We start from the raw sequence: 25662 nt of genomic DNA, 5'->3' as shown, positions 1-25662 counted from the left end.
ATAAATTTTTTCACTTACTTAGACCAATGTATAATAAATCTGATTTTTCTAAATATATTTTCCTTGGCTTACTCTCGACTACTCTGGCTGTTACCTCTAATTTCCTTCAGGTAGAAGCAAAAAGTATACCCAGAGAAAAAATCTTCCGAGGCGAGAATTATGGAACACTAAGAAACCAAGGAAAGTTACGTACCTACTATATGTATACGCCAAAATCTTACAATCATAAACATGCGATGTCATTAGTTTTAGTGTTTCATGGAGATAATGGCAGCGGTAATTCTATTGCTAAAATCTCTCGCTTCAATAATTTAGCAGAGGCATTCGGGTTTATTGCAGTTTATCCAAATGGACTTGACCATCAATGGAGCTTTACAGGTCATCTCAGACAAAAAGTGGATGATATTTCATTTGTCGCAGCATTGATTGGGCATATAGAGGGAATTAGAAATATTAACAGCCATAAAATCTATGCCACTGGTTTTTCTCAAGGTGGGATACTCACTCAAGCTTTGGCCTGTAAACTTTCTAATAAAATTGCTGCTTTCGCATCAGTAGCTGGCTCTCTAACTGCTCGATTTGCCCGTAGCTGCCATCCGACGGTTTCGATATCAATGATGATGATTAATGGTACAAACGATTTCAGTGTACATTATCATCGTGATCCCATTACTCAAAAAGAGGCACTTGTCTCTATTCCAGAAGCCACGAATTTTTGGCGAAGGCATGACCAATGCACTTCATCATCTCAATTTCAACACTTAACTCCAACTAAATTTCGTAATCACTTGCAAGTCAAAGCTTTTCGTTACTCGGGTTGTAGAAACGGTTCAGAAGTCTTGCAGTTCGCTGTAGTCAATGGTGGGCATTTCTGGCCTGGTGGTGCTTCAACTGATACGAAATTAAAGCAGGTCAATATTCAGCTTGGTTTTAATGCCAGTAAGGCAATTTGGAGCTTTTTTCAACACCACAGTTTGAGTACTTCCAAAGCACTAACTATTAAAAAAGCTAAAAGATAATCTCCTAAACAGCTGATCCTATACGCACAGCACGGTATTAGCGATAACATTGTATAGAAATTGAACACTATCAATAAAATGCATTACATGAAATGCCAATTCTTACTAAACGCTTTGTTTGCACAGATGAAAGTAGGTCATTGGTGGATAAGTGCCTTATTGTGGATGATTTTAGCTACCCCAAGCAAAGCATCTGTAATATTGCGAATCGCAATTGAGAGAGGAGTTAATCAGGTAACAGTTGGCAGTTCAACGACTGCGTTGGTTAAAGATAGTACTGGTCAAACTCTCGGAAAATTACCAGCAATGAGTTCATTTTATGCCTCTTCAGTTCCAGGCGGTGTGGCTTTAGATAAGTGGCAGTCTGGTTTATTTTGGATTGAGCCGACAGGTAAGGGATTCGTTTACATTGGTGAACACTGGTATCGAGGCAGAACTCTTGTTGTACCAACAGATAAAGGGCTAACCGCTGTTAACTGGGTTGATGACGAAGAATATCTCTACAGTGTTGTTGGTGGCGAAATGGATACTGAGTGGCCTATTGAAGCTTTGAAAGCGCAAGCAGTTGCTGCCCGGACTTTTGCTCTCTATGAGCGAGAAAAACAGCGCAATAATCCTGTTTATGATTTAGGTGATAGTCCAGATCATTGGCAAAATTATAAAGGAGTAATTAATGAAACTACTAGTACTTATGCCGCCGTCGATGCTACTGATAAACAGGTACTAACTTATAAAGACAGTGTTATTCTCTCAGTTTTCCATGATTGTTCTGGAGGACATACTGAAAATGTCGAAGATGTTTGGGGAAGCCACGAACCTTATTTGCGTGCTGTTGAAGATTACGATCAAAATGTTAGCGAATGCAAATGGGTGAAAACTTTCTCCCCTACAGAAATTAGCGCTAGGATTTCTGGCGTAGGCAATGTTTTAGATATGATTGCACAAACCTACTCACCTTTTGGTAGTGTTAAAGTCTTAAAAATTGTTGGTGACAAAGGAACCAAATTACTGCAAGGTGAAGAAGTACGTACAGCCCTGAAGATTAAAAGTACTCACTTTATCCTTAGCAAAGCAGCAGATGGTAGTTTTGTACTTCTTGGACTTGGCTACGGTCATGCTTTAGGCATGAGTCAATGGGGCGCATACAATTTAGCCAAAAGAGGAGTAAATTACCTGCAAATTTTAGGGCATTATTATCAAGGCGTAGCTTTAAGCACAATCCAAGCAAAGTAACATGAAATTAATACTTCTGGGATAATTTTGGTTGATCTAGATACTGATAAACTATCCGTGAAACTTGCCGTACAAACTCCCTTCCTCGCTCATCGTCATGAGGTCTAATCACAAAAATTCCTGCCAAGTAATGCTTACCATTTGGCAAACTAATAATTCCTGCATCCCCAACCAAAAATCCAATATCCCCAGTTTTATGAGCAATAGTTCCACCTTTACCCACACCAGCTGCCAGCAACTTGTTATTATGGCAATGACGTAATATATCTAAAACTTGGAACTGACTACCCTCTGAAATCAACTTATGTTGGTCAACTAAGGCTGACAACCTGACTAAATCTGCTGGACTAGTAGTATTAGTGCCTCTAAAGTCTCCTAACATGTTGCGAATTACTGTGTTTTTTAGTCCCCAAGTGTGGAAACGCTGATTAAGTTTTGCTTTTCCGCCTAGACGGTCGATAATCATGTTACTAGCAGTATTATCGCTGATTGTAATCATTTTGTTAACAGTTTCCATTACACTCAACTTTATTCCTGCCCGTTTATACTGCAAGTCACCGGAACCACTTGCTACTAAGTCAAGTCGCATGACTAGCTTTTCATCAAGTTTGATTCTCCCAGCATCTACTTGTTCAAATAAAGCAATTAAAATCGGATATTTAATAGTACTAGCTGCCGGAAATACCTTTTCGCCATTAATATTCAAATAATTACCTGTTTCTATATCTAAGAAAAACATTCCCGGTTTGAGAAAACTGTAATGAACCATTAATGCTCTCACTTGAGACTTTAATTCTGGTATTTCTTTGCCTAATGGGATAATTCCACCAAATAAAGAAGGCTCATTTACATTCGGGAAAATCTCTGGTTGATTGAGTTGAGGAATCAAACTTTTTTGTACAGTTACTCCACTTGGAAAGCTAGCCAATAAATACTTCCAATCCGTTGTTGACTCTAAATGACTCTGATTATCATCAAATTTTTGAGATTTTATGCTAGCTGCTAAACTGGGTGATGTTAAAAAGAAAGTACTAATAATAGTTAGTAAAAAACCACATAATTTCATGGAGTTATTTCCTGGATAATTTTATTTATTCGACAGCTTTTTAGTCAGACTTTATGCAAAATACGTATAATCTTAGCAGATTATACGTATTTTTTTTCCAGTGTCAATATCAATACATCCTCTATTAATTACTCAAATAAAATTACTATGTTGTTTATTTGGGAGATTAGTAATTGACAGTTAATCTGGATTGATTATGGAAAAATTATTACATACTTAATTGAGGAAAATATTACAAAATTATGACGAAAGTGTGTTTTGTTTACATAATTGCATTGAAGCCCAGCCAAACCTGTTCTATCAAGTACAGGTTTTATAAATATGAACAATATCAGCTGACACGAATAGGAGACTGAGCAAAACAGAGTTTTTCAACGGAGTCTTCAACAAAATAAATCTTAAGCAACTAAATCGAATAGTACGTAATCACACTCTTGGCAATACATGAATACATCGCTATACTTTCTCTGAAGGTAAGCAGATAAAAAGTCTAACTTCCGATCAGCACGGTGACTGATTGTTTGACCATTAAGGGAACTTCATGTGATCAATAATAAACCGAGTCTTTGGACTTCAGGAAAATTAGTTGGGCTGCTTGTCTTCTGTGGTAGTTTGAGTCTGATTTTAATCATCTTGAACAAAATAAATCTTCTTCCAGTTCAATCAAAACAGACTCTAAATCTAAATAATATAGCAGCAAATGTACTCACTCAACAGCGAGTTGAGGAATTTAAGACAGTGATGCTGAAAAGTTGGCAGCAAGAAGCGCAAGTAAAGGGTTTTTCTGATTCTATTCCATCAAGTTTCCAAGGTGCGATAATTGAGGCGGCAAAACTCTCTCCGCCTCAGAAAATAATTGCTCTCACCTTTGATGATGGCCCTTGGCCTGAAAGTACAGCAGAAGTCTTAGATATCCTGAAAAAAAATCAGATCAAAGGGACCTTTTTTGTGGTTGGGCAGAATGTGAAAAATTATCCCAACTTACTCAAGCAGGAGATTGCTGAAGGTCATGTTATTGGTAACCACACTTGGCATCATTGGTATCAATTCTTGAATCCACAAGCCGCCGCTTATGAAATTGACCACACTTCTGATCTGATTTTTCAAACTACAGGCTTAAAAACAAATTTATTTCGACCACCTGGAGGATTTATGCATAATGGCGTAGTTGACTACGCTAGAAATAGTAAATATGCTATTATTTTGTGGTCATCTGACTCTGTAGACTATTCCCGTCCTGCTATTCCCAAATTAATCGGTAATGTATTCAGAGAAGCAAAACCTGGTGGAATTGTCTTAATGCATGATGGTGGTGGTAATCGTTCTAAGACTGTACAAGCTTTACCAGAAATTATTGCCAACTTTCGTAATCAGGGCTATCGCTTTGTCACTATCCCTGAACTCTTACAAATTCAAGATTTAAACCAAAAGTTGATTAGAAATAAAAAGTAATCTTGGTTCTTTCCTGAAATTATGTAATTGCTGATCATGCTGACACTATATTAAAGCAAAATTAGAGTTTTAATCACATGGTTAGTGTAATCTTATTCCCAAGTCTCTAAACAGTTTTTCAGATATTCTTGAAACGATCTTACAATTTATTGACAATACTTATGCAGAAGAGATACAGCTAATTCATAACTATTAGGTTGAGTTTGTATTGCATAGGCTTCTCTTTCTAAATCTTGTCTGTGAACATCAGTATAACGCATAAAAAAAGGTCGAGTATAATTGCTAGGCTGAATATTTAGACCCAAAACTTTTATTTTTCCTTTTCCTGCACATACCTGTGCAGCATGAACAGCTTCATGAATTATGGTCTGAGTCCCAATGTGTAACTCAAACACTACTGGATTAATCCAAATTTTTTTGTCAGCTTCTCTTAATAAACCATAAGCTCCTCGCTTTGGTGGTAACTCAATTACTACTTGAAACCCTTTCTTTTCTAATTGAATTTTTAAATTTAGAAATTTTTCTTCAGGAGTTGGCAATTGGGAAACCAAAAAGGATGCTAAGAGTAAGGTTTCTATCATTTTGATAAAAAATATTAAACTAGCTTTTGGTTTTCATGATATTTAACATACATCACCAATTTATTTGGGAAAATAGTTTTTATATATTGTTATTCCAAAATATCTTTTGACTGAGAATTTAAATCCTTTTTAACCTATACATGAGGATAAGTATATATCTGTTTTTCTTGAATATTAAAGAGCATAATTGGTAATGAGCAAAACTGATTACCTGTTATTTAGAACTCCAGCGACAAATTAAACTAATTCGCAATATTTCGGCTTACCTCGACTTTGCTCGTTACAAGCCGCTCATTACAAGTTCACAATTACGTTTTGTAACAGGGATTTAACCCTGACACAAAACAGAAGTGCCTCTAGAAGCAGGGGACTTAAACCCCCAAAGTTAGTTAAACAAAAGTCTTTACTTAGGCGCATGAAAGCCAGCTTTCTCTGCTGTTACTTCATCTTTAAAGCAGATATCGGGTTTGGTCTGGTCATAATTGCGTGATTTGGCGACATGGTATATGTTGCCTCGGTTCTTTGTTATTTTCCCCTTAACAGGTGCCTGACTCGGACAAGTAGTTTCTCCTTGAGGTTTAACCCCTAGCTTTTCTGCTCCTGTTAAAACAGCCGTTTTATTTGCAGGCGATGGTCGCTTTTTGGCGGTTGATGTCGCAGCATTACCAGAACTTGGAGTTTGCTCAATTGCACTTGGAGTTGACGGTGTACTGCTAGTAGACTCTTGAGCTTTTGGAGGGGTTGATGTCGCAGCATTGCCAGAACTTGGAGTTTGCTCAATTGCACTTGGAGTTGACGATATACTGCTAGAAGCCTCTTCAGGCTTTTTACTACAACTAGCAAGCATTACTATCGCTAATAGTGTTAACCCTATGCTCAATAGACGAGGTTTCATTTCAGTGTTCATTAAAATAAGTTTTTTTAAAGTTTGATACATTAAGTTGACAGTACTGCACAATAAATGCAAATAAATTAGATAATACGCATAATTATAATTGAAGTAATAAACTGCGGCATTATTTATTCAAAAAATATTTTTAATAACCCACACCATCTGAGATTTTCTAGGAATTAAAGGAAATTTTACTTAGAAATACTTAACTGACTATAAAGAGCTAGTGCTGAGCATCAAAATCAACTTAGATAGTCAGCTACATAAAAAGCTTAAATGTAAATGTGCAGTCTAACTTTATCAGGGTTTTATTACATTCTCTTGATAAAATTATGACAAAGTTGTGACAAAAGTGTAACTCGACTGATTATACTATGTGTGCCTGTTTTTCCTTTTTCAGGCAGACCAAAGCAGTTTTTTGTTCTTGTTTGGATAATGTTTCCTGTCACTCTCACCAATTGCAACTTGTCTGAGTATGCATTCCTCATTAGAGCGATCACAAACAATCCTCCTGCCACTCCCCGACAACAATCCACCTCCCTACGAGAGCAACGTGATTTTTTGTATATCAGGTTTGAATTCTCCTGTTGGTAGAGATGCGATCGCTAACGCTAATCGCTATTGTATGTTTTGAAATGGCTTTGCAATGTATCTTTCTACACTTTAGTAGACCAAGAGTTGATCCGGGGTCAGTGTTAAACCAAGGCTTAATATTTTGTGACCACAAACAGGGAATTTATTAGGGCGTGTCATCAATTGAGCCAAATGACAGAAGTAGCCAGATAAATTGCACCTAGAAAGTTTGTAGCGCGTTGCGATGTCTACGACGGGCTGCACCTACGCTCGGTACTGCTTGAGTTTGGCAAAAAAGTTTTCACTTGCATTAACGAGCTTTGTGTAAATCTCGGTTATAGTCACGAGGTCTGGTATGGTTACGTCTGGGGGGAATCACTGCGGTTTTCCCCTGTGCCGAATACGCCAATACAAATAACTCGATTACTTGTTCCATGCTAATAAATGGGTGTAAATTACCATTTAGTAATTTATAACCATTGATATATAAGATTTGTACTAGGACTGAAAATCCTCGTATCACCGGTTCAAGTCCGGTTCCTGGCATACTTTACAGCAAAATTCACTTCTGACATAAGGCATAAAGTGGCATGAATCTGGCATAAAGCGAAAGCTGATTACCAGTTATCTTGGACAAATGGCTTGTAGCGTGTCGCAAATTATATATCCCGAACTTGCTGCCCTTACTAAAATTTGAAATAATAATTTGACATCAGATGCTCCCTTTGTTTTAAGCGAAATATTTTCTGATAAACATTTAATTGTGTCTGATAAACTTTCTTGACTTTCGATCTACTGAGCGTATTTGTTAATGAATGTTAGCAAAAAAGTATCGATTAACGCAAAGAAACGCAAAGTAATTACAGTTGGGATTAAAATCGCTGACCTGTAGTAACTTCAAATCTAACTTCTCCTTGGTCGCTAATTCCTAAGTCACCTCGAATCAGCCCAAAGGATGACTTCAGTCTCAATCCTAAGCCGTAGCCAAAGCCACTTCCAGGTTTGTCTCGCAGCACTCCTGGTTCTCCTAGCACGGTTTCGCTAGACCCGAAATCTGAGGCTAAATCAGTAAAGAGAATTCCTCCTATTGACTGAAGAATTGGGAAACGATATTCCACAGAAGCTAAACCATAACTCCGACCACTGGCAACTTTTCCATAACCGTAACCTCTAACAGAATCTAGCCCACCAATATTAAAAGCATCAGCTGGTGGAAAGTCTCCAAAAGTTGTGCCAATTTGTAAATTAATAGCCAACATTTCTGGATTGTCGGTTGGTCTACCATTACCTATCCAACTGACTGGTAAATACTGAATATAGTCTCCCCGTAGGCGGTTGCTGGAAATATTGCCCAGTCCAATGGGAATCGCTTGTTCTGTACTGAGGGTGAGGATTGATCCTTGAGTCGGATTGTCTCGGCGATCGCGTTGATCTCTGGATACAGCAAATGATACTGTAAATAGGTCATCAATACCAGTACCGCTGACAGATAGGGGACTCCCTAATCTATCGACCTGTGCAACGTTATACTCTTGATCGCGGAGGCTAATCCTGGTATAGTTGAGAGCCACAGATGTATCCCAGTCATCGAAAGAGCGTAAGAGTCCCACAGAACCGCCAAACCTTCCCTCGCGCACTTTGTTGCCGTTAGCCAATCTGATATCTTCGTTAAAGGTTCCCGATATATTTCGACTACGAAAACTTCTAATGCTATAGCCTAAGCGGTTTGGTTCTTCAGGACGATAACGACTAATGAACTGACTATTAAACTGGACATCTTTAGTGCTCAACTGCACAGTTGTATCTAATTTATCGTTAAGACCGCTGATATTTGCATCTTTATAACCCACTCGACCGTATAGCCCAACATCATCGTTACTACCGCCTCCTAAGATTAGAGAAGGGAAGCGACGCTCTTTGATTTTATAAATGATATTAACACTGGAGGCATCTTCTACTCGATTAACATCTACTTGATTAAATGACTCTAATCTCCTCAATCGTTGCAAGTCTGCTTGAAGCAAATCCTCACGGAATACCTGACCGGGTTTGAGTCGCAGCAGACCAATGATAAAATCTGTCTGAGTCCGCCCTTTAATTAACTGACCTTTGTCATCAAGTGACTCATTTTTGTGATTAATAAAACGAATCTGGATATCTTTGACAACTTTTTGGGAAAATTCGAGCGCTTGGCTATCTCCTGAAGTCGCTCCTATATAATTACCATATTTGGCATACCCTCCCTCTATATGGATCGTAGCTTCCGGCGTTACAATACCACTAGCCCCATCCTGAGTAGAAGATTGCGAGTCTGCAAGGGCTGCTGGATTTTTCCCACCCAATAACATTACCGCGATCGCAACTACAGTTATTTGAACTCGCATCTTGAAAATCCGTTAGTGTTATTAAGTTTACGACATAGAGCGAATCTATTGTGCGTAAGTCTTATAGTTCTGAAGCAGGAGACATCGGGAACATCTCAATAAGTGTAAAAATGGCTGCTAAATTCTGCTAAATATGTACGCAAGTATGATTATCCTACCCCGAAGTCTCTCAATACCTCCAAAGATGGCAATAGACATCTGGTGAAAAAGAATGTAGAGACGCGAAACTTGCGTCTCTACAAGGGTTCTGGATAACGCATATTTAATTTAATCAGATGTCTAATGATTCGTGGGAGTGGCTGGACAATCTTACCGGAAGTCAACAACAATCCCTAATTGATGAAATTGTAGCCCAAGAAGAACAAAGTAGAATCTCTCAGCAAACAGAGATTAACAAAGTTTTAGTCATGGCGATCGCTCAACTTGAACCGCAATTACAGAAGATTGTACAACTACTGAGTGCGGCTAGGGTGCAGGGTGTTGACCAAACGCGACCAGAGGCTATTTTATCTTGTCAACTAGCGATGCCTGCGGCGGGCTACGCCTACGCAGGTCAATCTATTTTGGATATATGGAAAAATAGAATTTAGATTGACCCCAACAATCAAGTCACTTGCTTGTCAAAACATGTTTGAATAATAGAATTATTCTCGTGTTTAAATTCGCAGATCTCAAACATACATTAAATAATGGAACGCAAGAATCTTTTTTTCCATTATCCAAAATTTAAAATTCGGTCAAATCTACGAATTGCTAATTATACCACAAAGCGAACCTGAAGTGGCGCTTTGAGTTACGTAACCTCACTGTAGGTGCAGCCATTCCGCGTGGTTTTAAACTCCGACTACTCACTGAAGATTTACAGCCCTTTCCCAATAACGAAGATATCGCTATAACCGCCGGAAAACAACTTTATATAGAAATTGTTTTAGAGCCTTTCAAGCTAACTTATTATATCGAACTCCGGTTAGCATGATACAATCTTAAAGTTTGCCTTTATATCTGGTTATTTTTTTAGCTTTTCATTATTTCGTAATAAAGCTTAAATTAAATGCTATAGGATGAGGGTAATAAAAGAAACAAATTTGTTTTTCTACCAAGATAATTTTTATGAGAATAGCATATATAATTTTGGCACATAATTATCCTGAACAATTGGCACGGCTTATTTTTAAGTTGAATACAGATGATGTTTCATTTTTTATCCATATAGATAAAAAAACAGATAAGACAATATATCATCAGATGTTTAGTCAATTAAATAAATTATCAAATGTATTTTTTGTCAAGAGATATAATTCCCAATGGGGAACTTTTAATCTGATAAAAGCTACTTTGGAAGCAATAAATGTAATAGGAAAAACAGGACTGGAATTTGATTATGTTATGTTCTTATCAGGTCAAGACTATTTGATAAAAACAAATGCATATCTCAATAGATTTCTACAAAAAAATCAAGGGAAAGAATTTATAGAATATTTTTCACTACCTTATAGTCAATGGAAAGAAGGCGGTTTTCTAAGAATAGAATATTGGCACATATTTTGGAATGATCAATATTTTTGTATTAATGATCAATATTATTGTATTGCCGAAAATGGTGAATTTAAATCTACTATTGTATCTTCATTATATTCATTTTTAATTTCGCGTTTAATTAAAAAACGCAAACTTCCTGAAGGCTTTGCTATTTATGGAGGTTCTCAATTTTGGTGTTTAACAGGAGAATGTATAAAATGGATAAATATTTTTGTAAAGCAAAATCCTAAGTTTGTTAAACGTTTTAATTACACTTATTGTGCAGATGAGATATTTTTTCAGACACTTATCTTAAATTCACCTTTTAAAGATAAGGTAGTTAACGATAATCTGAAATATATAGATTGGGGTGACGAGATTAATGCCTATCATCCACTAATTTTAGAGAAAAAGGATTTTGAAAAAATTAGGCAATCAGAAAAATTATTTGCTAGGAAGTTTGATCCAAGTAAAGACTCGGATATATTAGATATGATAGATAAAATGATATTATTAGGTAAATAATAACTTGTAGAAGTATGCGAGTAAAGGATGATATGATTGGGATTGCGATCGCAGGCACTGGATTTGGTCAAAAAGTCCACATCCCTGGATTCAAAGCACATCCTCAAACTGAGGTAGTTGCTGTTTATCACCGGGATATAAATAAAGCCAAAGCCATAGCAGAATCCCATAATATTCCCCACGCTTCCGATTCACTTACAGATATTGTGGCATTGCCAGAAGTGCAAGCAGTCAGCATCTCTACACCGCCATTTTTGCACTATGAAATGGCAAAAACCGTACTACAAGGTGGGAAACATTTATTACTAGAAAAACCGACAACCTTAAATGCAGTTGAAGCTAAAGAACTTTATCAGTTAGCTAGAGAAAAAAGCGTCATTGCAACCGTAGACTTTGAATTTCGCTTTGTACCTGCATGGCAGTTATTTGCTGAACTATTGTCAGAAAACTATGTGGGTGAGTTGCGCTTAATTAAAATTGATTGGTTAGGTTCTTCTCGTGCTGATACTTCACGCCCTTGGAATTGGTATTCTGACAAAGATAAAGGAGGCGGTGCATTGGGATCTTTAGGTTCCCACGCCTTCGATTACATCCACTGGTTATTCGGGCCAGTCCGGAGATTAAACGCCCATTTAACTACTGCTATTCCCACACGAGTTGACCCTGTTAGTGGGGAATCTAAGCCAGTGAATACAGATGACAACTGTATATTAACGCTGGAATTAGCAAATGGCACACCTTGCCAACTTTCGATCAGTGCGGTTGTTCATGCACCAAGAACCCATTGGGTAGAAGTATATGGCGATCGCGGTACATTAATTGTGGGCAGTGAAAATCAAAAAGATTATATCCACGGCTTTCGTGTTTGGGGTTCCCAGCCAGGTAAACCTCTAACGGAAATAGAAATACCGAATCGGTTAATTTTTCCCAAAAATTATGTTGATGGGCGCATTTGTGCATTTATCCGCGTAGTAGACCAATGGGTGCAAGGAATTGACCGCAATCAGGAAATTACACCATCGCTGCGAGAAGGAATTTATTCTCAGTTGTTGATGGATTTATCCCATGAATCTCATACAAAAGCAAGTTGGGTAGATGTACCCAGCTTGGAAGGATTTCTTCGCAACTAAGAAAATGAGCAAAACTCCCCGCATTCGTATCCCACTGGAAGTAAAGAAATATGTCTTTCAACGTGACAAATACCAATGCCAAAGCTGCGGTAAAACTACTGGAGAAACTAACCTCAGCATTGACCATATCATTCCCCTTGCCCGTGGTGGTCAAAACGATATCAGCAATCTCCAAACTCTCTGTATTACCTGCAATCAGCAGAAAACAGACAACATTGATCCCCGCTTCCGGCGATATTTTCAGCTTTAGGTTAGGATCAGACGGGCTATTAGTTTCTGATTATCTATGCCTCAAAATCACAATAGCAATTCCCGAAGATTCCTCAATATTAAAACTACGATTCTCTACCTCTTCGCTGTCATAGCTGTTTTAGTAGTAGCCTTTCCTTGGCTATATGAGATTAAAACGAAAGCTGGGATCGATATATCACCTGGACGCCATGCAGGAACTTTTTTTGAGAAACATACCCACGGACTCTTCAAGTGTGAGTGGCTTTATCCCTACCATTGCGATCGCCCCCAGGTTAAGTAAAGGAAGTTAAAAAGAAAAGGGGAAAATTATCCCCTTCTCTGTGTGTGAGATTTTTATCCTAACTGATTTGAGATCATACTGACATCAACGGCTAACTTTTTGCCCAACTTGAGCAACTGAAGACACTGATTATCTCCTTCATTCTCAAGGCTAGTGACACACACCGGCGCTATCTGACTGTGCAGACAACTAAAATATAGCTCTTGCGATCGCTGTAGAGAAATATCGATATTTAATTGATCCCCGACATCAATCAATCGCTCTAATAGTTGGATATCTGCATTAAAGCTACCATTGGCATCGTGCAACAATTGCCAAAGCGATCGCGCAATTAACTGTTCTAACATCTGCTTACCGTCGGGAATATTCAGCCGACAACGCAGATGTTTTGCTTCAGTAGCGATCGCCTCCAATTCTAATATGTGATTCCAACTCTTCTGGGGATCAGCGATATCTTGCTCAAGCCATCGCAATGTGATCAGACAGCGATGCCCTAATGCAATATCTGCTGCTACCTGCAATTCTTGCGGTACAGCTATTTCATCTCGATGAAACGCCATCAGCACCCCATAATTATCACGGTAGGCTTGGGTATACAACTGTCCTAAACGTGTCAGTGTTTCCTGACTAAGCAGCCGCATAATCCGGTGGCGTTCTTCAGCAAATAGATTTTGCAAGCTGAAAGCTTCTTCCCCAAATAGCTGTGTCATCACCAAAATAGTATGAGCCGCACTAGCTTGTTGCAGTGCCCCAAACAGCTTTTCTTTGATTTGGCTGTAGTCACGCCGCCCGGTAAATTGTTGAATGCAGCAGTGGAAATCCCACCCTCCCAAATGCAGAACTGCAAATACCAAATGCTCACTTTCCCAAGTAATCTCTGATACCAGCTTTAAATTTCCCACAGCCAGAGTTAGCGATCCCATGCGTTGCAGTTGGTAATCTAACTCATTAGCAGCATAGCAATAAACCTTTTTGTGGTAACGCTGAGACTGTTTGTCAGCAGCATCTTTTCTTGGCAGAGAATTGCGCGTCTCTACTAGTTTCTGATTGCTAAACAGGGAAGTAATCGCGTAATGGGCTGCTACTTGCTTAAAGCCAAGCTGGGCAGTTAACACGAGTTGCCGATAAATTTCCGCACCGTGTTTGAATTCATCGACATTACTGGGAGCTAAACCAAGACGTTTGACAAAGCCTTTTTCCAACTGTACACCTGCCACATCCCCTGCCAATTCCAAAGCCCGGGCGGCGTAGCGGAGAATCTGCGTCCCCTCTGGACGGGAAATTTCTTCAAAAAACCAACCGCAACTAGTGAACATCAATAAAGCGTGACGCTGCATTTCCAACAGGCGCAGGGCGTCTACTTGTTCGGCTGCTGTTAGTTTGTGGGTTTGATGACGGGAAAGAAAACGGTTGACATTGCCAGCAGAGCGATCGCGCATTACTTGAATATATTCATCTCGTGCTTGCCAGGGATCACGAAATAACTGCCTCCCATGTTCCTCATACACTTCAGTTAGCTGATCCCGCAGCCAATTTAGAGCATTCCGCAAGGGACGACGCCATTTCTGATGCCAAGCGCTGCCTTCTCCACCGCAACCACAGTCATCCTGCCATCTGTCTACACCGTGGGCGCAACTCCAGGCTGTGACTGACTTCAATTCCACTTCCCAACTGGGAGAATTTAAGCTCAGGTAGTGGGCGAAGTTTGTCACTGTCCAACCCTGTTGAGGAAACTCTTTGGTAAAGGCGTAGGCTAAAGTTTTCTCAGTTCCCTTCTTGTGATGTCCGAAGGTTTCCCCATCCGTCGCCACAGAGATTAACTGGGTTGGCCGATGATCCCCACGCACCGCTGAACCGATACGTCCGGCAAAGTGAGTCGAATTATAAACGACATCACTAAAACCCATGTCCCGCGATATCGGGCCATCGTAGAAAAAGATATCAATATAAGGTAATTCTTCTGTACCACTATCCTTGCGGCTAGTGGCGATCGCATTCAAAGTTGAAGATGAAGTGCTTAGTGTGGGCTGCAAATAACAACGATAGGGACGAGTGGAATCAATCTGACTACCCCCGACTTCGATCCATTCCGGATTGGGATGATCTTCAGTGGGGAGGGGACGGCAACGCAGTGCCTGAGACGGTGCAAGGATAATGAAGCGAATACCTTCAGCAACCAGAGTTTCTAGGGTGGCATAGTCTACACCGGTTTCTGCTAGCCACATGCCTTCGGGATCGCGGCCAAAGCGGGAGCGGAAGTCTTCTTTACCCCAGCGAATTTGGGTATATTTGTCGCGTTCGTTCGCCAGAGGCATGATGATGTGATTGTATACTTGCGCGATCGCATTGCCGTGACCATGCAAGCGTTGGCCACTCTTGGCATCTGCCTCTAAAATTCGCTGATAAACCTCTACATCGTAGCGTTCTAGCCACGACATCAGCGTTGGCCCAATATTAAAACTAAAATACTCATAATTGTTAACGATCTCCACCACTTCGCCTCGATCATTTAAGACTCTGGCAAAAGCATTCGGGCGATAGCATTCCCAATGAATCCGCTCATTCCAGTCATGGAAAGGTGCAGCGCTCGGCTGGCGTTCAATTGCGTCCAGATAAGGGTTTTCCCTTGGTGGCTGGTAAAAATGACCATGCACCGTCACATAAACACCATTGGCCTTTCTCAGGGGATTGGTTTCTTTGGTGTTATTGGGATCTGAATCTAATGTTAACGTTGAGCCACTAGCTGGCATTTGGTCAGCAGAAGTCATGTATATTTATCCAAAACAAAAAACTTGCAGTTGCACCGAAAAGTTTGTGCATAAACCTTTCTCCAATGGTTTGAACACAAAATCCGGTATAAACAACAACTATGGAATCCAACCTAATTTTTGACAAAGCAGTCTTATTGTAGTGGGAAATCTGCGTTATCGCACAGCGCAAAGTCCGTTGGGCGGCTCTGCCGACTTAAAGGAACTTTGCAAGACAGCCCTTTCCCTGAAGGCTCAAAGTAATTAGCCATTGAACAAAACCTCAGTTAGGGGTTTTCTGTTCTTCAGCGCCAATCAAAATTTTAATTGTCTTTTAATTATTAAACCCCATTCCTGGTGTAGTAGTTTGGCTCAAATTCATACTTTTGCAACAAAAGATGACAAAAACTCCTTAAATCGCAATCTTATTTTACATACACAGCAGTGAACTGAAAACAGTACAATTTCTGAATTGCTCTACAGATGGTTGAGAGTATCCTATGAGAGTGCTGAATTGAAAGTTATTTTTATTCAACACTCCAAATTTTAAACTTAGGATTCCTCGCTGTGGATGATACCCTCAACTCAAGACAACAAATGTCAACAAAAAACATTATTCTTCTGGTTTTATTGCTGTTTATCCCGGTTTCCCTAGCAGCCCACTTTCTGGAGTGGGGAGAATTGATAGTTTTCATTACAGCTGGATTAGCAATTCTGCCCTTAGCAGCTTGGATGGGTACAGCCACAGAAGAAATTGCTGTCGTAGTGGGGCCATCATTGGGGGGCTTGTTAAACGCCACCTTTGGCAATGCTACAGAACTGATCATCGCCCTAATCGCGCTAAACGCTGGGTTAATAGATGTAGTCAAAGCCAGTATCACGGGATCGATTATTAGCAACTTACTACTTGTGATGGGTTTTTCCATGCTTTTGGGAGGACTGCGCTACAAAGAACAGACATTTCAGCCAATTGTGGCGCGGGTGAATGCTGCTTCAATGAATTTAGCAGTGATTGCCATTTTGATGCCAACGGCGATGAATTATACCTCTCAAGGAATTAACCAACAAACAGTCCAAAATCTTTCTATTGCTGTTGCCGTAGTGTTAATTCTGGTTTATGCCCTAACGCTACTATTTTCCATGAAAACCCACTCCTATCTATATGATGTGGGTTTAGCGGAGGCAGAAACAGAAGCAGAAGAAATATCAATATCTCATGCTAAACCAAATATAGCGTTGTGGGTTGGCGTGCTGCTAGTGTGTACCTTGCTAGTAGCAATTGAGTCAGAAATGCTAGTGGATTCTCTGGAGGTGGCCACATCTCAGCTAGGTTTGACGGCGCTGTTTACAGGGGTGATTTTGGTTCCCATCGTCGGTAACGCGGCTGAACACGCCACAGCAGTCACCGTGGCGATGAAAGATAAGATGGATCTTTCCCTTTCGGTAGCTGTGGGATCAAGTATGCAGATTGCCCTATTTGTCGCGCCCGTGTTAGTTATAGCAGGGCGGATATTGGGTAAACCAATGGATTTGGATTTCAAACCTTTTGAATTAGTAGCTGTGGTTGTGTCAGTGTTGATTGCAAACAGTATTAGTTCTGATGGTAAGTCCAATTGGCTGGAAGGCACTTTATTATTAGCTGCTTATACAGTGTTGGGGTTCGCCTTCTACTTCCATCCAGTTATGGAAGGTATGGGGTAGTTAGCTAGCAGTGCGTAGGCGTAGCCCGTCGTAGACATCGCTCTTGATGATTTTAGATTTTAGATTCTTTTGGTTCATGCCAGACTAACGTTCCGCTACACGCTTTCACTGCTTCTGGATGACACAAATCCAAAATCGTTCGACTGAGCGAACGCAAGAGCGTCTCGTAGAGAAGTCGAAGTCCAAAATTTAAAATCCAAAATCTGTTGATTACACCCTTTTGCCAGGGACAGGAGAAAATAAAGACATATAAGAGCGATCGCCTGTATGAGCTACTGCCTTAATCCCCATTGTCCCAAGCCGGAAAATCCTGCTGATGTGAAGTTTTGCCGGACTTGCGGTTCTAAGCTACTCCTCAAAGAACGTTACCGTGCTATCAAACCAATCGGACAAGGTGGTTTTGGCAAAACCTTCTTAGCTGTGGATGAGGATAAACCCTCAAAACCACGCTGCGTAATTAAGCAATTTTATCCCCAATCCCAAGGCACTAACACTCTTGCAAAAGCCGTAGAGTTATTTAACCAAGAAGCGGTGCAGTTAGATGAATTGGGCAAACATCCCCAAATTCCCGAACTACTAGCATATTTTACCCAAGAAGACCGGCAGTATCTTGTCCAAGAATTTATCGACGGGCAAAACTTAGCCCAGGAATTGGCATATAGAGGTGCTTTCAATGAAATACAAATCCGGCAACTATTAAATGATTTATTGTCAGTTTTGCAATTTTGTCATGCCAGACACGTAATTCACCGCGATATTAAGCCAGAAAATATTATCCGCGAAAGCGATGTCTACGGCAAGGGCGAAGCCCAACGCAAACTAGTATTAGTAGATTTTGGTGCTGCTAAATCGGCCACTGGCACTGCCTTAAATCAAACTGGTACTAGTATTGGTAGTCCAGAATATGTTGCACCTGAACAAATGAGAGGTAGGGCTGTTTTCGCCAGTGATATTTACAGTTTGGGTGCTACTTGTATTAATTTATTAACTAAGCGATCGCCCTTCGATTCCTATGATACCAACAACGATACTTGGGTATGGCAGCAATACTTGCAAACTCCCATCAGTAATCAATTGAGTCGCATTCTCAACAAGATGCTAGAAAGTATTCCAGTGCGGCGTTATCAAACAGTAGATGAAGTTTTCAAAGACTTAAATCACCAGCCGCAAGCAGCAGCCACGCTTGCTCCCCCAGCAAAAACCCTGACTACACAACCGACTTCTTTACCTGCGGTTGTCCCGAAAACTCCCAGCCAAATTGATTTAGAATTAGAGGAAATGAAAACTTTATTTATTGGCAAAGCTAAACCCCAAAATAACAATCAAAATCAACCGAAAACACAATCAATCCAGCCTTCTAGTAAAAGCCAAATAGATGAAGAATTAGAAGAATTAAAAGCTAAATATCTTGGTAATAACAACTCTTAATATTAAGGTATTAGGGAGGACATAAGCTGTTACACATCTAAGAAAACACATTTAAGCAGCAGAGGAGCAGAGGAACAGAGGAGAAAGATTGATACCTTTTCTCTAAAATGAAAAAGATGTAAGTTAAAAGTGCATTAGCTGATAAGTGACAAAAAAAGTGACTCTGAAAGAGCCACTTTCAAATTTACAAACTAAAACTATTTAAACTTTTGGAGAAGTTGTAGGTGTTGTAGGTGTTGTAGGTTCTGTAGCTTGCATCGGTTGCGGTGTGGAAGTGTGCACGGATGCTTCAGAAATCGGTGTCCATTCGGTGTGAAAGAATCCAGGCTTATCAAGTCGCTCGTAGGTGTGCGCCCCGAAGTAGTCGCGTTGGGCTTGAGTGAGGTTTTGGGGCAAGCGATCGCGTCGATAACTGTCAAAATAATCTAATGATGCACTGAATGCTGGCACTGGGATTCCCAGTTTTGCTGCTGTTGCCAACACTTCGCGCCAAGCTGTTTGTCTGTCGAGAATTGTCTGCCTGAATTCCGGAGCCAATAGCAGGTTAGGTGGCGCTGGATCTTCGCTAAATGCGTTCTTAATCTTATTCAAAAATCCAGCGCGAATAATACAGCCACCCTTCCAAATCCGCGCCAGTTCACCTAAATGCAAGTTAAAATTGTAGGTTTTTGAAGCTGTAGCCAACAACGCCATGCCCTGGGCGTAAGAACAGATTTTCGAGCAATACAGGGCATCTCGCACCATGTTGATAAAGGCTTTGGTATCTCCCTCATACTTGCCAGAAGGACCTGTAAGTATCTTGGATGCTTCTACCCGCTCTTTTTTGAAAGAAGACATTATCCGGGCGTTCACCGCTGCAATCATTGTTGGTACAGCAACTCCCAAATCCATTGCAGTTTGCACTGTCCAGCGTCCAGTTCCCTTTTGCCCTGCGGCATCAACAATCAAATCGACTAAGGGTAGATTTGTATCTGGGTCAATGTATGGGAAAATCTTTGCTGTAATTTCAATCAAAAACGAATTCAGTTCGTCGGTGGTGTTCCATTCGGTAAAAACTTCATGTAGCTGATTATGGTCTAGTCCAGCAACATTTTTCAGCAAGTCGTATGCTTCTGCAATTAACTGCATATCGCCATACTCGATGCCGTTGTGTACCATTTTGACGTAGTGACCGGCACCACCAGGACCGCAATAGGTTACGCAAGGCCCATCGTCAACTTGGGCAGCAATTTTATTAAAAATTGGTGAGAGATACTCGTAGGAGCTTTCTGTACCTCCAGGCATCAGTGAGGGGCCATTTAGCGCACCTTCTTCACCACCGCTGACACCCATACCGATAAACCGAAGTCCAGCGGGTTCTAATTCCTGAGTGCGTCGTTCTGTATCTTCAAACCAAGAGTTGCCACCGTCGATAATGATATCGCCTTCGTCTAACAAGGGTTTGAGTTGAGAAATTACTGCATCTACTGGCTTACCAGCTTGCACCATCACTAGGATTTTGCGAGGACGTTCCAATGCAGCGACAAATTCTTCCAGGGTAAAGGCGGCTTTAACGTTCCGTCCTGGCGCACGCTCTGCCATGAATCTGTCGGTTTTATCGCGCGAGCGGTTGTATACTGCGATTGGGAAGCCATTGCGCTCCACGTTTAGAGCGATGTTCTCACCCATAACGGCTAATCCAATCACACCAAAGCTTTGTAGTGTCATAAAAAATTTCTGGCTAACTCTTGCAGATCCTTTTACTTTAAGCGTAGTCCGAGATTTTCCGTTCTCTCCTAAAGAAGACCTTAAGAGTTGAATAAACGACAAAAATCCACAACTAACACGGATAATTAATTTTAAATTGTATCTAAATCAACTATTAACTTGCAAAATTTGCAAAATTGAAATAGTCAAAGGACGTAGTAAGGAGTAACCAAATAATGCTGGCATATGTCCTAGCTTTGGTGGTCGGTCTTGGTAGTTTAGCCATTTATATAGCAGCTTTCTTTTTCCCAGAAATCCACCGCAAGAATGACTTTATCTGGAGTGGTGTAGGACTATTCTATGCCTTAGTCTTATGGGTGTTTGCACCCCGCATTACTGGGGGTTTGTTGCTGGGTCATGTGGCTAGTGTGGCTCTTTTGGTCTGGTTTGGCTGGCAAACTCTATCATTACGTCGGCAACTGACTCCGCAGGCACAACAAACCCAAGTACCCAGTCCTGAGACGGTGAAAACTGGCATTCAGGAACAGGTGAATAAGTTGTCCCTTCAGGAACGGCTGGGCCAGTTGCAAAAAGGTCTTGGTAGCACCTTCAGTGGCGTGAAAGATAAGGTGCAACAGACTGTGAGTAAAAAGCCACCTACAACCCCCAAACCTGAAGATATTACCTCTGTACTGGCAGAGAAACCTGCTGTTGAGATTATCGACAAAACTATTTCTCTACCAGAACAACCAGCAGAGAAGACAGTTACTACCGACACCAAAGCAAAAACCAAGAGTATACCGGAAGCGATTCCACCACATCCCCCATCTCCGGAATTGGTGGAAGCAGCGCAGGCAAATGTTGAAATTGAGGACAAGCAACCGATTTCCGTAGAAGAAATTGCGCCAGATGCGGTACTCGCTCCCCCAGTGGAAACACCACCGGAAGCAATACCACCGAATCAAGTTAGTTGAATGCAGTGAAACCCAACGTTAACCTAATATGATGTTGGGTTTCACTATTTCCATCAGACTATTTTAGGGGTAATTTCAAATGCTAATTCAGAACGATAGAAGCACACATCAAACGCTAAAAAGAAATTCATGTATCCTAAAATCAATGGGGCGTTTCTATCTCTAGCAGTTTCAAAAGAATCATATAAGCCAAGACTTGCTATTTTATTATGAGCATCCAATGGGACTAAACTTGATTCCTTCAACAATTCGGCTGCCAGAAAATGTATTAGTAAGAGTTTATCAGTGTGGGATAATTCTTTAAGCAGCGGTATGAGTTCGGTAACAAGCATAAATTAAGGCTTTAATGAATTTAGATAAATTTTAGAGCATAGTTTGGGGAACGCTCTTAACTAATTAGGGATAAAAATTATGAACATCCAACTTAAAGCGGAATACGAGCAATTTATACAAACCCGAATTGCTACAGGGAGATATGAAAATGCTGAAGATGTGATTGCTAAAGCATTGAAACTGCTGGAAGAATGGGAGAAGGGTTATCAGGAATGGGAAGAAGAAATCCAGAAAAAAATAGCTGTTGGGCTTGCTTCTATCGAATGTGGAGACGTAGTAGATGGTGAAGTTGTGATGGCGCGACTGTCGGATAAATTACGCAAAGCGCGTGAGACTCAAGGATAATGGAATATTTTATTGCCAAAGAAGCAAGCCAAGATTTAGATGAAATTTTGGATTATTTTCTAGTTCGCAATATTAACGCAGGGGAAAGATTTATTCAAGGATTTAATAAGAAGTGCCAAAACATAGCTCAATTCCCGAATATAGGACGAAGTTACACAAAGTTTGATCCAAGCCTTAGAGGAATATCCTTAGATAGCTACATTATTGTTTTATCAAGTTTTTGAAGATAGTGTTGTGATTGTGCGAGTAGTTAACGGTTATAGGGATTTAAAATCTATATTTGCAGATGTGGACGATAAGTAGATTTTTGATAAAAATTACCCTATCGATTTTATGCAGTGTTCGCAGTCCCATCACAATATATAAAATCATACAGCGATCGCAATATCAGAAAAAGCCTCGCCTTCCATGAGCGATCGCAATACCATAATCCCCCACTTCAGATATTTTAGTCCAGTAGAGTGCGTTACGACGTAAAATTAGCGTCGGGTGAAGTCTTTGCTGTAAGCATGGCTCCCCGGATATTTACTAATAGGACTTACACAAAATTGCCAAAAAGCTTAATTTATCGAACCGCCAAGACGCCAAGAACGCCAAGAATCGTAGAGTATGCGTAAGTCCTAACTAAATTAGCCAGAATTACCGATACAATCATTAAAAAAGACCCTAAAAATACTTAAGCGATTCACATGGCAGCGATATCTAATGTTCCGGTGACGATTTCTCTAGCTGAACTGGGTTTAGACAATGAGGAGTTGCAAACAGAAGTACAAAATTTATTACCTCAGTTAAGAGAAGTCAACGGGGTAGAAGATGCAGATTTAGTTGCAGTGGAAAACGCACCCAAGGGGACAAAAAATATCAGCGGCTTTGTGTGGGGATTGTTAAAAGCACAAGTTAACGCTTCTAATATCAAGAGTTTGTTTAAATTTTTGAGCGATCGCTTCGGCAACAAACCAATTAAAATTGGGGTGAAAGCCCCTGATGGTAGAGAACTTAACGTCGAAGCCAGTAGTCGAGAAGAGTTTGAATTTGCTCTAGAGAAAGCACAGGATTTTTTGAACAATAAGTCAAACAGCTAACATGGCAAAAGTCGCACTGCTGATAGGGATTAGTGAATATGAGCCAGGGTTAGCACGGCTACCAAATGCTGTTAACGATGTCGAGGCGATGCGGCGAGTTTTGGTAAACCCAGAAATGGGTGATTTTGCCGAAGCGGATGTCACGATGCTGAAAAATCCCCAACGGCAGGAGATGGAAAGTGCTATTTATAACTTGTATGCCAATTGTCAGAAAGATGATTTGGTGCTTTTCTATTTTTCTGGTCATGGCGTGACAGTCGAAAGTGGTGATTTTTACTTATCGACTTCCATCACGGTGAAAAATCAGGGAAAATTAAACCCCACTTCAGCTGTAGGAGCCACAAGTGTACATAGTTGGATGAACCACAGCAAGTCCAAACGACTGGTAATAATTTTAGATTGCTGCTTTAGTGGTGCTTTTGCCAAGGGTTTGACAGCTAAAGATAGTGGTACTATTGACCTGCAACAATATTTAGGGGGCGAGGGGAGGGCAATTCTCACTGCTTCCACTTCCACACAATATGCTTTTGAGTCCGATGGCTTGGAGCTTTCGATTTACACTCACTATCTGGTAGAAGGAATTGAGAAAGGTGCAGCTGATATAGACGGGGATGGCTTGATTGCGGTAGATGAATTGCATAGGTATGCGAAAAGCAAAGTGCAAGAAGCATCTCCGGCTATGACACCAGAATTTTATCCTTTTAAGGATGGTTATCGGATTTTTCTGGCAAAGTCGCCCAAGGATGACCCCAGCCTGAAATATCGCAAGCAAGTAGAACGTTTCAATCGCGCTGGTAAGTTTACCATTCCAGCCCGTCGCCTGTTAGACTCATTGCGCCTAACCTTTAACCTTGCTTCTGATGTTGCTGATGCTATTGAAGCTGAAGTTCAACAACCATATCGAGAGTATCAGAGAAAATTAGAAGAGTACGAGTTAACACTGGTTGAGACAATTGAAAGTGAGCCAACCCTAAGTGAAACAACTTTCAACGACCTGAGAGACTATCAACAACATTTAAGTTTGAGAGATGAAGATGTAGCATCAATAGAAGCACGGATTATTGGTCAACGAAAACCAACTTTATCTGTGGAACAATTACCTGAAGCCATTAAACAAAATCAAGCCAATCAGTTTGACTTTGATATAGTGACGGTAAATGTTCAGGGACAACCCATCAACCGCAGTCAGGGACGCGCTGAGTTTTTTACAGAAAACTTGGGTAATGGTGTAGTTCTGGAGATGGTTGCAATTCCGGGCGGTAAATTTCTCATGGGTTCGCCAGACAATGATCCAGAACGATATAACTCTGAAAGTCCCCAACACCCCGTCACCATTCAACCCTTTTTCATGGGGAAATTTCCAGTAACTCAGAGTCAATGGGCATCTGTTGCCGCCTTACCCAAGGTTAATAGTGATTTAAACGACCCATCCAATTTTAAAGGTGCTAATCGACCTGTTGAACAGGTTTCTTGGGATGATGCAATTGAGTTTTGCGCTCGACTATCTCAAAAAACTCAGAAAATCTATCGCTTACCCAGTGAAGCAGAATGGGAATATGCTTGTCGGGCGGGAACAACTACGCCGTTTTATTTTGGCGAAACGATTACAACTGATTTAGCAAATTATCGAGGTACTGACTGGGATTATAAGGGAACAGTATATCCAGGTAATTATGCTCAGGGCCCAAAGGGTAAATTTCGCCAGCAAACAACAAATGTAGGAAAATTCCCTGCTAACCCCTTTGGTTTATTTGATATGCATGGTAATATATGGGAATGGTGTCTGGATGAGTGGCACGAAAATTATAACGAAGCGCCAAAAGATGGAAGCGCTTGGATAGGTGATAATGATAATCGGCTACTGCGTGGTTGTTCTTGGTACAACTTTCCCAGTAATTGCTGCTCGGTGAATCGCGGCAGGGACGCGCGTGCCGTCAGGGATAGCAACGTGGGTTTTCGGGTTGTGGTGGTTGGGGGCGGGACTTAGTAGCTCTTTACACTTTTGCCCTTTAGCACTCTACTCTTTATTTCTTTACCCTTCTTAATGTCTCGCGCTCTGCGCGATCAATTTTTTAATTTTGTATGTATGGCTGATTTACCTATAATACAGAAAACATACGATTTAATCAAGTGGTATGTGCCAATTTTAAACCACCTTCCTAGAGACCATAAATTTTTACTAGGAAATCGGATTATTACAGAACTATATGACCTATTAGATAATTTAATTGTAGCACGGTATGCAAGGCAAAAATTAGCTCAATTAGAAGGTTGAAATAGTAAGCTAGATATTTTACGTTATCAAACTCGGTTACTTTTAGAATTTAACTTAATTAAAACAGAGCGTTATGAATATGCTCAAAAACTTTTAAATGATATCGGTATCGATTTGGGTGGATGGATAAAACAGCAAAAAATCAAAACAAATATACCTGGCGATTAGAAATCGCGGCTACACAGA

The 25662-nt window shown here is 40.4% G+C and carries 23 protein-coding genes and 3 pseudogenes; 18 read left to right on the top strand and 8 right to left on the bottom strand.

Features of this window, described 5'->3' with window-relative positions:
* The first annotated feature begins 26 nt into the window (after positions 1 to 26).
* Positions 27 to 1019: an alpha/beta hydrolase family esterase gene (locus V7K49_RS05235; protein WP_335204767.1), complete on the top strand. Its 993-nt coding sequence runs from the start codon at positions 27 to 29 to the stop codon at positions 1017 to 1019.
* Positions 1020 to 1106: 87 nt separating this feature from the next.
* Positions 1107 to 2252 carry a SpoIID/LytB domain-containing protein gene (locus tag V7K49_RS05230; protein WP_335204766.1) on the top strand — a complete coding sequence of 382 codons (1146 nt, stop codon included), beginning with the start codon at positions 1107 to 1109 and terminating at the stop codon, positions 2250 to 2252.
* A 7-nt stretch (positions 2253 to 2259) separates the two neighbouring features.
* On the opposite strand, the gene V7K49_RS05225 is transcribed toward V7K49_RS05230, so the two are convergent.
* Entirely contained in the window at positions 2260 to 3318 is a 1059-nt protein-coding gene (locus tag V7K49_RS05225) for a serine hydrolase (protein ID WP_335204765.1), read from the bottom strand.
* Between the two features lie 543 nt (positions 3319 to 3861).
* Here V7K49_RS05225 and V7K49_RS05220 point away from each other — a divergent pair.
* Complete coding sequence (locus V7K49_RS05220) at positions 3862 to 4770, top strand: polysaccharide deacetylase family protein (protein WP_334865649.1); 909 nt, start codon at positions 3862 to 3864, stop codon at positions 4768 to 4770.
* A gap of 146 nt (positions 4771 to 4916) precedes the next feature.
* Here V7K49_RS05220 and V7K49_RS05215 read toward each other — a convergent pair whose 3' ends face one another.
* Both V7K49_RS05215 and V7K49_RS05210 read right to left on the bottom strand, forming a co-directional pair.
* Positions 4917 to 5351: a hypothetical protein gene (locus tag V7K49_RS05215; protein ID WP_335204764.1), complete on the bottom strand. Its 435-nt coding sequence runs from the start codon at positions 5349 to 5351 to the stop codon at positions 4917 to 4919.
* 403 nt (positions 5352 to 5754) lie between these two features.
* Positions 5755 to 6258 (bottom strand): sunset domain-containing protein, encoded by a 504-nt coding sequence (locus tag V7K49_RS05210; protein WP_335204763.1) that lies wholly within the window; start codon positions 6256 to 6258, stop codon positions 5755 to 5757.
* Positions 6259 to 6718: 460 nt separating this feature from the next.
* Between V7K49_RS05210 and V7K49_RS05205 the strand changes: the two genes are divergently transcribed.
* The gene (locus tag V7K49_RS05205; RefSeq protein ID WP_335204762.1) at positions 6719 to 6877 is read left to right on the top strand and encodes a hypothetical protein; all 159 of its coding nucleotides are present in this window, start codon (positions 6719 to 6721) and stop codon (positions 6875 to 6877) included.
* A gap of 249 nt (positions 6878 to 7126) precedes the next feature.
* Here the strand turns inward: V7K49_RS05205 and V7K49_RS05200 are convergent, their stop codons facing one another.
* Together V7K49_RS05200 and V7K49_RS05195 are read right to left on the bottom strand one after the other, a co-directional pair.
* Positions 7127 to 7363, bottom strand: a complete 237-nt coding sequence (locus V7K49_RS05200) for a hypothetical protein (protein WP_335204761.1) — start codon at positions 7361 to 7363, stop codon at positions 7127 to 7129.
* Positions 7364 to 7688: 325 nt separating this feature from the next.
* Positions 7689 to 9200, bottom strand: coding sequence for a BamA/TamA family outer membrane protein (locus V7K49_RS05195; protein ID WP_335204760.1), 1512 nt, complete (start codon positions 9198 to 9200; stop codon positions 7689 to 7691).
* Between the two features lie 275 nt (positions 9201 to 9475).
* On the opposite strand from V7K49_RS05195, the gene V7K49_RS05190 reads away from it, so the two are divergent.
* The 6 genes and pseudogenes from V7K49_RS05190 (at position 9476) to V7K49_RS05165 (ending at position 12905) form a co-directional block, all read left to right on the top strand.
* Complete coding sequence (locus tag V7K49_RS05190; RefSeq protein ID WP_335204759.1) at positions 9476 to 9790, top strand: hypothetical protein; 315 nt, start codon at positions 9476 to 9478, stop codon at positions 9788 to 9790.
* A gap of 145 nt (positions 9791 to 9935) precedes the next feature.
* Positions 9936 to 10137, top strand: a pseudogene (locus V7K49_RS05185) (DUF1822 family protein); the annotation flags it as partial.
* Between the two features lie 173 nt (positions 10138 to 10310).
* On the top strand, positions 10311 to 11243 hold the full coding sequence (locus tag V7K49_RS05180) for a beta-1,6-N-acetylglucosaminyltransferase (protein ID WP_335204758.1): 933 nt from the start codon (positions 10311 to 10313) through the stop codon (positions 11241 to 11243).
* A gap of 32 nt (positions 11244 to 11275) precedes the next feature.
* Positions 11276 to 12373, top strand: coding sequence for a Gfo/Idh/MocA family protein (locus tag V7K49_RS05175; RefSeq protein WP_334866495.1), 1098 nt, complete (start codon positions 11276 to 11278; stop codon positions 12371 to 12373).
* Positions 12374 to 12377: 4 nt separating this feature from the next.
* Entirely contained in the window at positions 12378 to 12623 is a 246-nt protein-coding gene (locus tag V7K49_RS05170) for an HNH endonuclease (RefSeq protein ID WP_334971769.1), read from the top strand.
* Between the two features lie 36 nt (positions 12624 to 12659).
* Complete coding sequence (locus V7K49_RS05165; protein WP_335069310.1) at positions 12660 to 12905, top strand: hypothetical protein; 246 nt, start codon at positions 12660 to 12662, stop codon at positions 12903 to 12905.
* Between the two features lie 53 nt (positions 12906 to 12958).
* Here V7K49_RS05165 and V7K49_RS05160 read toward each other — a convergent pair whose 3' ends face one another.
* Entirely contained in the window at positions 12959 to 15673 is a 2715-nt protein-coding gene (locus V7K49_RS05160; protein ID WP_335204757.1) for a DUF3536 domain-containing protein, read from the bottom strand.
* Between the two features lie 546 nt (positions 15674 to 16219).
* On the opposite strand from V7K49_RS05160, the gene cax reads away from it, so the two are divergent.
* Positions 16220 to 17353, top strand: a complete 1134-nt coding sequence (gene cax, locus V7K49_RS05155) for a calcium/proton exchanger (protein ID WP_335069382.1) — start codon at positions 16220 to 16222, stop codon at positions 17351 to 17353.
* A 267-nt stretch (positions 17354 to 17620) separates the two neighbouring features.
* Positions 17621 to 18781, top strand: coding sequence for a serine/threonine-protein kinase (locus tag V7K49_RS05150; RefSeq protein WP_335204756.1), 1161 nt, complete (start codon positions 17621 to 17623; stop codon positions 18779 to 18781).
* A 285-nt stretch (positions 18782 to 19066) separates the two neighbouring features.
* On the opposite strand, the pseudogene gndA reads toward V7K49_RS05150, so the two are convergent.
* Positions 19067 to 20488 (bottom strand): annotated as a pseudogene (gene gndA, locus V7K49_RS05145) (NADP-dependent phosphogluconate dehydrogenase); the annotation flags it as partial.
* 215 nt (positions 20489 to 20703) lie between these two features.
* Between gndA and V7K49_RS05140 the strand changes: the two are divergent.
* Positions 20704 to 21441, top strand: coding sequence for a Ycf66 family protein (locus V7K49_RS05140; RefSeq protein ID WP_335204754.1), 738 nt, complete (start codon positions 20704 to 20706; stop codon positions 21439 to 21441).
* A 53-nt stretch (positions 21442 to 21494) separates the two neighbouring features.
* On the opposite strand, the gene V7K49_RS05135 is transcribed toward V7K49_RS05140, so the two are convergent.
* Positions 21495 to 21773 (bottom strand): hypothetical protein, encoded by a 279-nt coding sequence (locus tag V7K49_RS05135; RefSeq protein WP_335204809.1) that lies wholly within the window; start codon positions 21771 to 21773, stop codon positions 21495 to 21497.
* 79 nt (positions 21774 to 21852) lie between these two features.
* Here V7K49_RS05135 and V7K49_RS05130 point away from each other — a divergent pair, with 79 nt between their 5' ends.
* From V7K49_RS05130 to avd, 5 genes and pseudogenes are all read left to right on the top strand, one after another.
* Complete coding sequence (locus V7K49_RS05130) at positions 21853 to 22119, top strand: type II toxin-antitoxin system ParD family antitoxin (protein ID WP_335204753.1); 267 nt, start codon at positions 21853 to 21855, stop codon at positions 22117 to 22119.
* Positions 22119 to 22343, top strand: a complete 225-nt coding sequence (locus tag V7K49_RS05125; RefSeq protein ID WP_334865678.1) for a type II toxin-antitoxin system RelE/ParE family toxin — start codon at positions 22119 to 22121, stop codon at positions 22341 to 22343. Before V7K49_RS05130 ends, V7K49_RS05125 begins: the two co-directional genes overlap by 1 nt.
* Positions 22344 to 22808: 465 nt before the next feature.
* Positions 22809 to 23201, top strand: coding sequence for a sugar ABC transporter permease (locus V7K49_RS05120; protein WP_335204751.1), 393 nt, complete (start codon positions 22809 to 22811; stop codon positions 23199 to 23201).
* A gap of 1 nt (position 23202) precedes the next feature.
* Complete coding sequence (locus V7K49_RS05115; protein ID WP_335204750.1) at positions 23203 to 25188, top strand: caspase, EACC1-associated type; 1986 nt, start codon at positions 23203 to 23205, stop codon at positions 25186 to 25188.
* Between the two features lie 99 nt (positions 25189 to 25287).
* Positions 25288 to 25644, top strand: a pseudogene (gene avd / locus V7K49_RS05110) (diversity-generating retroelement protein Avd).
* The last annotated feature ends 18 nt before the right edge of the window (positions 25645 to 25662 follow it).

The organism is Nostoc sp. (assembly GCF_036919675.1).
GTDB lineage: Bacteria > Cyanobacteriota > Cyanobacteriia > Cyanobacteriales > Nostocaceae > Nostoc.
The sequence above is the reverse complement of the archived record's forward strand: the minus strand, read 5'-3'. Positions and strand labels throughout refer to the sequence as shown.